General features: G+C 61.0%; 6 protein-coding genes. 5 read left to right on the top strand and 1 reads right to left on the bottom strand.

Translation table 11 applies throughout. The features are described from left to right. Positions 1-555: 555 nt before the first annotated feature. The gene (locus ACXAH0_RS07465) at positions 556-1,236 is read right to left on the bottom strand and encodes a GntR family transcriptional regulator (protein WP_475190027.1); all 681 of its coding nucleotides are present in this window, start codon (positions 1,234-1,236) and stop codon (positions 556-558) included. A gap of 110 nt (positions 1,237-1,346) precedes the next feature. Between ACXAH0_RS07465 and ACXAH0_RS07460 the strand changes: the two genes are divergently transcribed. The 5 genes from ACXAH0_RS07460 (at position 1,347) to ACXAH0_RS07440 (ending at position 8,048) form a co-directional block, all read left to right on the top strand. Next, entirely contained in the window at positions 1,347-2,858 is a 1,512-nt protein-coding gene (locus ACXAH0_RS07460) for an ABC transporter substrate-binding protein (RefSeq protein WP_475190023.1), read from the top strand. Between the two features lie 70 nt (positions 2,859-2,928). After that, the gene (locus tag ACXAH0_RS07455; protein ID WP_475190020.1) at positions 2,929-3,846 is read left to right on the top strand and encodes an ABC transporter permease; all 918 of its coding nucleotides are present in this window, start codon (positions 2,929-2,931) and stop codon (positions 3,844-3,846) included. Between the two features lie 19 nt (positions 3,847-3,865). Next, the gene (locus ACXAH0_RS07450) at positions 3,866-4,774 is read left to right on the top strand and encodes an ABC transporter permease (protein WP_475183915.1); all 909 of its coding nucleotides are present in this window, start codon (positions 3,866-3,868) and stop codon (positions 4,772-4,774) included. Beyond that, the gene (locus ACXAH0_RS07445; protein WP_475190018.1) at positions 4,774-6,426 is read left to right on the top strand and encodes an ABC transporter ATP-binding protein; all 1,653 of its coding nucleotides are present in this window, start codon (positions 4,774-4,776) and stop codon (positions 6,424-6,426) included. Before ACXAH0_RS07450 ends, ACXAH0_RS07445 begins: the two co-directional genes overlap by 1 nt. Continuing rightward, positions 6,426-8,048: a gamma-glutamyltransferase gene (locus ACXAH0_RS07440; RefSeq protein WP_475190015.1), complete on the top strand. Its 1,623-nt coding sequence runs from the start codon at positions 6,426-6,428 to the stop codon at positions 8,046-8,048. The genes ACXAH0_RS07445 and ACXAH0_RS07440 overlap by 1 nt, the downstream gene beginning before the upstream one ends.

The following is an 8,048-nucleotide window of genomic DNA, read 5'->3' as shown; positions in this document are numbered from 1 at the left end:
CTTCCGGCCCGGATTTCTGTCTCATCTTCGCTCCCTTGGCGGGCTACGATGTGCCAGAAATCCTCCTTAAGCAATTTCGCCGATATGTCTCATGGTTGCTGACGGGGAACAATGGAATACAAGAAAATTGGCTTCCTAATCTGAGGGTCACAGGTTCGAATCCTGTCGGGGTCACCACTTGCAAACATATACAATTTGAATCCAGGCCCCGCAGTTGCGGCAACGCTTCATCACGCCATCTGGCCAAAGTCACACACTCCGTGTGCAATCAAATCAAGCAGCGTTAACGGCCAGCCATGCGTTTGTCTGAGTTTGTCAGGTCTTCAGGGTTAAACCTTCCGGTAGGCCTGAGCCGGATCCGGCGTTGCGATGATCAGAGCCTGGCTCCCAAGCCTCGGCGCGTCCTGCTGCAGCCTGGCGGAAAACCAGATCCGTTTGGCGGATAAAATCTGAGACGCCTCCGGTCTGCGCGATTCCTCTGGCCGGGAGCCTTTTGAAAGAAACCTTTCTCCCCGACCCTTTCGCGGCCCCAAAACATGCAGAACATTCTCCGCTTCACCACTTGCCGACAGCTGACGCTGGCTCTTCCAAGCCGGTCACCATGAAATCCGCATAGGTCTGGCACAAGGTGATGATGTGATCGCGCATCAGGCTGGCGGCCTTTTCGGCATCGCTGCCCTCGATCGCTTCGAGAATGTCCAGATGCTCGCGCATCGACCGGGCCAAACGGCCGGTGGCCTCCAGCTGTTTCCGGCGGAATGGCCGCAGACGGCGGTGCATCCGGTCCGCCTCTTCCGCCAGAACCGTGTTACCCGAGGCCTCATAAAGCGTTTCATGCAGGCGCCGGTTGGCTTCGTAATAAAGGTCGGTGCGGCTCTCCTGCAGGGCGGTTTCGCAATCCTTAACCGCCCGCCGCAGATAGAGCTTTTGCGCGGACGTGATCCGGGTTGCCGCCAGTTTCACGCACCAGCTTTCCAGTTCCGCCATCACTTCGAACATTTCCACCAGCCGCTCCATGGAGGGCCTCCTTACAAAGGCGCCCCGGTTGGGGATCAGCTCGATCAGGCCGATGGATTCCAGGATCAAAAACGCCTCGCGCAAGGGCGTTCTGGACACGTTGAACTGCTCGGCCAGCGCCACCTCGTTCAATTTGTCTCCGTCGGAAAATGCCCCCTCCGCAATCAGTTGCTCTATGTCTGCACTTATTTTCGCTGCCGATTTTGACGACTTGACCATTTTTTATGCGCCTCTGGATTGCATACAATTTTTCTATTTTGTATATAAATAGTCTCAAGAAGCATACAATAAAGAATTGCCGACTGCAGGAGAACAGGAGAATTGGTCTAATGAAATCCCCGCAACTGCTTGGCGCTTTGCTGCTGGCAACTGTCATGTCCAGCACAGCTCTTGCCGATAAGGCAAGCAACAGCGTCAATATGGCTTTCCCAAAAGAGCTGGAATCGGCCGATGCTTATTTCAATACGGCGCGCGAAGGCCTGCTGCTGACCCACTCCGTCTGGGACGGCCTGCTCTACCGCGATCCGGAAACCGGCGAATACAAGGGCAACCTGGCCACCGAGTGGACCTGGATTGACGATGTCACCCTGGAACTGAAGCTGCGTGAAGGCGTGACCTTCCACAATGGCGAGCCGTTCACCGCCGATGATGTGGTCTACACGGTCAACTTTGTCGCCAATCCGGACAATGGCGCGAAGAACCAGAAGAATGTCAGCTGGATGGATCACGCCGAAAAGGTCGATGACTATACCGTGCGCATCATTCTGGACGCGCCATTCCCTCCGGCCGAAGAATTCCTGGCTGGTCCGGTGCCCATGTATCCGGATGAATATTACAAGGAAGTTGGTCCCAAAGGCATGGGCCTGAAGCCCATCGGCACCGGCCCCTTCAAGGTGACCGAGCTGGAGCCAGGCAAGCATTTTGTGCTGGAAGCCAACGAAAACTACCATGACGGCCCCAAGGGCAAAGCGAAGGTTGGCAAGGTCGACATCCGCACCATTCCGGATTTCAATACCCAGATTGCCGAACTCTTCAATGGTGACCTGGATTTCCTCTGGAACGTTCCGGCTGACCAGGCGGAGAAGCTGGACGCCATGGGCAAGTTCACCGTGGCCAACGCGCCAGCCATGCGCATCGGGTATCTGTCCATGGACGCGGCCGGCCGGGTTGACCCGAACGGGCCGATGACCAAGAAAAAGGTCCGCCAGGCGATCTATCACGCGATCTTCCGCCAGGCGATTGTCGACGCTCTGGTCAAGGGCTCCTCCCAGGTGATCGACAGCGCCTGCTCACCGGTCCAGTTTGCCTGCACCCAGGACCTGCCGACCTATGACTACGACCCGGAAAAGGCCAAGGAACTGCTGGCCGAGGCTGGATATCCGGACGGGTTCGAAATCGACTTCTATGCCTATCGCAACCGGCCTTACGCCGAAGCCATGACCGGGTTTTTGAATGCGGTCGGCATCAAGACCAATTTCCACTACCTCAAATATGCGGCCCTTAGGGAAAAACGCACCAAGGGCGAAGTGCCGATTTCCTTCCAGACCTGGGGCTCCTACTCCCTGGCGGATGCCTCGGCCATTGTCGGCGAATTCTTTACCGGCGGTCCTCTGGACGACACCCAGGACCCGGAAATCATCGACTGGGTCAACAAGGCCGATTCCACGATCGACAAGGACGAGCGCAAGGACCTCTATGCCAAGGCTCTGAACAAGATCATCAAGGAAGCCTATTGGGTGCCGCTATTCACCTACAATGTGAACTATGTCATGGACCCGGCCATGGACTTCCAGCCGACGCCGGATGAGATCATCCGTTTCTACGAGTTCAGCTGGAAGTAACCCCCAAAGCCTGCGGGCCGGAAGCTTTTCCGGCCCGTTTTCTTTTTCCTGACATCACGGGGATGCCGGTATGGCTTTCTTCATCCTCAAGCGCCTCGGTCTTGCGGTGCTTGTCGCGCTGGTTGTCTCGGCAATCAGTTTCAGCCTGTTGTTCATGGCCGGGGATCCGGCCGTTGCCATTGGCGGAGAAAACGCCACCGCCGAGGACCTTGCCCTGATCAACGAGCGCTTCGGCTTCGACCGCCCCCTGATCGTGCAGTATTTCGACTGGCTTGGCGGCGCCCTGTCCGGAGATCTTGGCCAGTCCTGGTATTTCGACCTGCCGGTGACCACCCTGATCGCCGACAGGTTGCACGTGACCATGACGCTTGGCGTCTGCGCCATCAGCTTCGCCCTGCTTCTGGCCATTCCCATGGGCGTGGCCGCCGCGATCAAGCCCAATTCCCTGATCGACCGGGCCGCCCTGTTCATTTCCGTCGTCGGCCAGGCTATCCCGTCCTTCTGGTTCGGGCTGATCCTGATCGTGATCTTCTCCATCAAGCTGGGGCTGGTGCCCGCCTCCGGGTCCGATCACTGGCAGAATTTCATTCTGCCGACCGTGGTGCTGGGCTATTACGCCACTCCGGCCATCATGCGCCTGACCCGGGCCGGGATGCTGGAGGTTCTGAGCGCGGACTATATCCGCACCGCCCGGGCCAAGGGCCTTGGCCCATCGAAAATTCTGTTCAAGCATGCACTGCGCAACGCGGTCATTCCCGTGGTCAGCCTGGCGGCGGTGCAGATGGGCTTCATGCTGGGCGGCTCGGTTGTGGTGGAAGCCATTTTCGCTCTGCATGGCGCCGGCTATCTCGCCTGGGAATCGATCTCGCGCAATGACCTGCCCACCATGCAGGCGCTGATCCTGATCTTCTCCATGTTCTACATCTTCTTCACCTTTCTTGCGGACGTGCTGAACGCCTGGATGGACCCGCGCCTGCGCATCGGCTGACCAAGACCGGATCAATCACATGACACTTGAGACAACGGCCGTGGAGCCGGTCACACCGCCCCGCAAGGCACCGCTCTCCCCCCGCCAGGCCATGGTCCGGCGGGCCAAGAGCCACAAGGGGCTCCTGTTCGGCTTCGCCGTTATTCTGGCCATGGTGCTCGTGGCCATCTGCGCGCCGCTTCTGACCCCCTACAGCCCCTATCACCAGGACCTCCTGGCACGCATGAAACCGCCGGTCTTTCTCGGCGGCACCTGGGAGCACCCGCTGGGCACGGACGCCCTGGGCCGCGACTATTGGGCCCGGATGGTCTATGGCGCCCGGATTTCCCTGATGATCGGCTTCTTCGCCGCCACCATCTCCGCCATCATCGGCTCCATTCTGGGCATTCTGGCCGGGTATTTCGGCGGCCGGGTGGATCTGGCCGTCACCTTTCTCATCAATGTGCGTCTGGCCATGCCCGTGGTGCTGGTGGCTCTTGCCGTTGTTGCCCTATTCGGCGGCTCGCTCCATGTGGTGATCGCTGTCCTTGGCCTTTTGCTCTGGGACCGCTTTGCGGTCGTGCTGCGCTCGGCCACAATGCAGGTGCGCGCGCTGGAATATGTGGCGGCGGCCGAAGTGCTTGGTGCCCCGCTCTCCCGGGTTCTGGTGAAAGATATTCTGCCCAATGTCATGAACCACCTGATCGTGATCCTGACCCTGGAAATGGCCCATGCCATCATTCTGGAAGCCGCGTTGAGCTTTCTGGGCCTCGGCGTTCAGCCGCCCACCCCGTCCTGGGGCCTGATGATTTCTGAAGGCAAGGAAATGCTGCTGTTCGAACCCTGGCTGATCACCATTCCAGGCGTCGCCCTGTTCCTGCTCGTGCTGGCCATCAACATGTTCGGCGACGGCATCCGCGATGTTACCGCTCCGGAGGGACGCAACTGATGTCCGATCCCATCCTGTCGATCAAGAACCTCAGCGTCCGGCTGCCGGAGGGCGGCGACCGTCCCTTTGCGGTGGAAGACCTGTCGCTCACCATCAATCCCCGGGAAATCGTCTGCATTGTCGGAGAATCCGGCTCCGGCAAGTCGATCACCTCGTTTACCACCATGGGCCTGCTGCCAAAGGCGCTCTCCCCCTCCGCCGGTGAGATCCATTTTGCAGGACAGGACGTCTTGAGCCTGCCACCGGCCGCCCATGCCAGGCTGCGCGGTAAGAATATGGCCATGATCTTTCAGGAGCCCATGAGCGCGCTCAACCCGTGTTACACGGTGGGCAACCAGATTGAGGAAATGTTCCAGCAGCATACCAGCCTGCCTGCCGCCGAGCGGCGCAAGCGCACCCTTGCCCTTCTGGAAGAGGTGCACCTGCCCGACCCAGCGCGCATTTACGGCTCCTATCCGCATCAGCTGTCCGGCGGCCAGCGCCAGCGGATCGTCATTGCCATGGCGCTCGCCCTCGACCCTGCCCTCCTGATTGCCGACGAGCCCACCACCGCACTGGACCTGTCCACCCAGGCCCAGATCCTGAAGCTGTTTTTGGAACTGCGGGAAAAACACGCCGCCGGCATCATGTTTGTCACACACGATTTCGACGTTGTGGCAGAGATCGCCGACCGGGTGATTGTCATGCAGCACGGGCGGATCGTGGAACAGGGACCGGCCGAAGAGGTGCTGAACCGGCCCAAGCACCCCTATACGCGCCTGTTGATCGATGCGGTGCCGCGCCGCCACCCCGAAGCTTTGCCCGAACCGGGCGACAGCGATGCGATCCTGACCGTGACGGATCTGGACAAGACCTATCACGTCAAGGGCACCATGTTCCGGCCCGGCCGCACCGTCCATGCCTGCAAAAAGATCAGCTTTGCCGTGCGCCGGGGCGAAACCCTCGGCATTGTTGGTGAATCCGGCTCGGGCAAGTCGACCCTTGTCAAATGCCTGATCCGTCTGGAAGACCCGGACGCGGGCGATGTGGTCGTCAATGGCCACAACATTGCCTCCCTGTCCAAGGCCGACCTGCACCCATTCCGCAAAGACATCCAGATTGTCTTTCAGGACCCTTACGGCTCGCTCAATCCCCGCCGGACCATTGGGGACCAACTGGTGGAAGGGCCGGTCAATTTTGGAGAGAACCGCGCTGAGGCGATGGAGCGCGCCAAGGAGCTGATGCGCATTGTCCGGCTCGACCCGGATGCGCTCAACCGCTATCCGGCCCAGTTCTCCGGCGGCCAGCGGCAGCGGATCTGCATTGCCCGCGCGCTGATGGTGCAGCCGAAAGTGCTGATCGCCGACGAGGCGGTCTCCGCCCTCGACGTATCGGTTCAAAAAGAAGTCCTCAATCTGTTGAACGAAATCCGCGACGCAATGGGCCTCACGGTTCTGTTCATCACCCATGATCTGCGGGTCGCCGCTGAAATCTGCAACAACCTGCTGGTGATGCAGGAAGGTGATGTGGTGGAGCAGGGCTCGGTCACGGACGTCTTCGGCAGCCCCAAACATCCCTATACGAAGAAACTACTCGACGCTCAGCCGGGCAAGGACTGGCACGTGCCGGACATTTCCAAACTGCCCCCTGCGCTGGCTGGAGGGATCGCCTGATGTCGTCTTTCTCCCGCTCGCAAAACACCCGCAAACCCGGCGCGGTAGGCTGCCAGGGCGGCGTGGTTGCCGCCCAGCACGCCGTTGCCGCTGAAACCGGCGCAGACGTGCTGGCCGCAGGCGGCAATGCCTTTGATGCGGCCGTCGCCGTCAGCTTTGCTCTTGGCGTTCTGGAGCCGTGGATGTCCGGCCCCATGGGCGGCGGCGGTATGATGCTATGGACCGCTGAGGACCAGCAGTCCCACGCCCTGCGCTTTGGCATGCGCTCTTCCGCCAGCCTGGATGTGGCGCATTACCCGCTGTCCGGAAAGGGCAAGGCCTCCGATCTCTTCCCCTGGCAGGCGGTGCAGGACGACCGGAATGTGCGCGGTGCGAGCTCTGTGGCCGTTCCCGGCACCGTCGCAGGAATGTCAGCCATGCATGCCCGCTTTGGCACCATGCCCTGGGCAGAGCTGCTCCAGCCGGCCATCGCCCACGCCCGCAAGGGCTTGCATGTGGACTGGTACGCCTCCCTGATCATCGGCTCCTCAGCCCGTGAACTTGCCGCCGACCGGGACGCAGCCGCCCTCTTTCTGGAAGACGGCACCTGGCCGAAATCCGCCGGCTGGACTGCTCTCTCCAACATCCGGCTGGACCAGTCCCGGCACGCGCAGACCCTTGACCAGCTGGCCAAGGCGGGGGCGGCCGACTTTTACCGGGGCGACATTGGCGCTGCTCTGGTGAAGGACGTGACAGAAAAAGGCGGCTTCCTGACCTCTGGCGATCTGGCAGGCTATGAAGCCGAATGGCAAGTGCCGCTGAAGATCCCTTACGGGCCAGGGCACATTTCGGCAATGCCGGGCCTCACCGCCGGTCCGACCCTGGCCCAGGCCATGGCACATTGGCAAAGCGCTGACACCTGGCCGGACCCGGACAGCTGGCAGGACCGGATTGCGGCCACAGGCACAGCGGACGCAGCCGCCTATGTGGCCTATGCAAAAGCCTTCCAGAAGGCCTATGCGCACCGCCTGGACACAATGGGCGACCATGAGCATCCGGCCGCGCCTGGCTGCACCACCCATTTCTCGATTGTCGACCGGACTGGCAACATGGCGGCTGTCACCCAGACCCTGCTGTCGATTTTCGGCTCCAAGGTGGTCTCCCCATCCACCGGCATGCTCCTGAACAACGGCATCATGTGGTTTGACCCGGAACCGGGCAAACCGAATTCCCTGGGGCCGGACAAGGCCTGCCTGATGAATATCTGCCCGGTGACCGGCGAGGCCGGCGGACGCCGCTTTGCCCTCGGCGCCTCCGGCGGCCGCAAGATCATGGCCGCTGTCGGCCAGATCGCCTCCTATCTGATCGACGGCCGGATGAGCCTTCAGGAGGCGTTCGAGGCTCCGCGGATCGATGTCTCCGGCGGCGCTCAGATTGTGGCGGACGCCCGGCTGAAGGGCCAGGTCACCGAAGCGCTGTCCGCCCATGGACCGACGGAAACCGTCAAGCGCCTGCCGTTCCCTTACGCCTTTGCGTGCCCGGCGGGCGTGCTGCGCGAAGATGGCCTGAATTCCGGCACCACCGAAACCTTCAGTCCCTGGGGCGACGGCATCGAAGAAGCGGATCTCCCTTCAAGAGGTTAA

The sequence above is a fragment of the Roseibium sp. AWQ4_290 genome, assembly GCF_056160985.1.
This window is presented reverse-complemented; position numbering and strand designations above follow the sequence as displayed.

Excerpts from the sequence above, each read along its gene's own strand:
- ACXAH0_RS07460 (WP_475190023.1), top strand. The coding sequence starts at position 1,347 with ATGAAATCCCCGCAACTGCTTGGCGCTTTGCTGCTGGCAACTGTCATG.
- ACXAH0_RS07445 (WP_475190018.1), top strand. The coding sequence starts at position 4,774 with ATGTCCGATCCCATCCTGTCGATCAAGAACCTCAGCGTCCGGCTGCCG.
- ACXAH0_RS07440 (WP_475190015.1), top strand. The coding sequence starts at position 6,426 with ATGTCGTCTTTCTCCCGCTCGCAAAACACCCGCAAACCCGGCGCGGTA.
- ACXAH0_RS07455 (WP_475190020.1), top strand. The coding sequence starts at position 2,929 with ATGGCTTTCTTCATCCTCAAGCGCCTCGGTCTTGCGGTGCTTGTCGCG.
- ACXAH0_RS07450 (WP_475183915.1), top strand. The coding sequence starts at position 3,866 with ATGACACTTGAGACAACGGCCGTGGAGCCGGTCACACCGCCCCGCAAG.
- ACXAH0_RS07465 (WP_475190027.1), bottom strand. The coding sequence starts at position 1,236 with ATGGTCAAGTCGTCAAAATCGGCAGCGAAAATAAGTGCAGACATAGAG.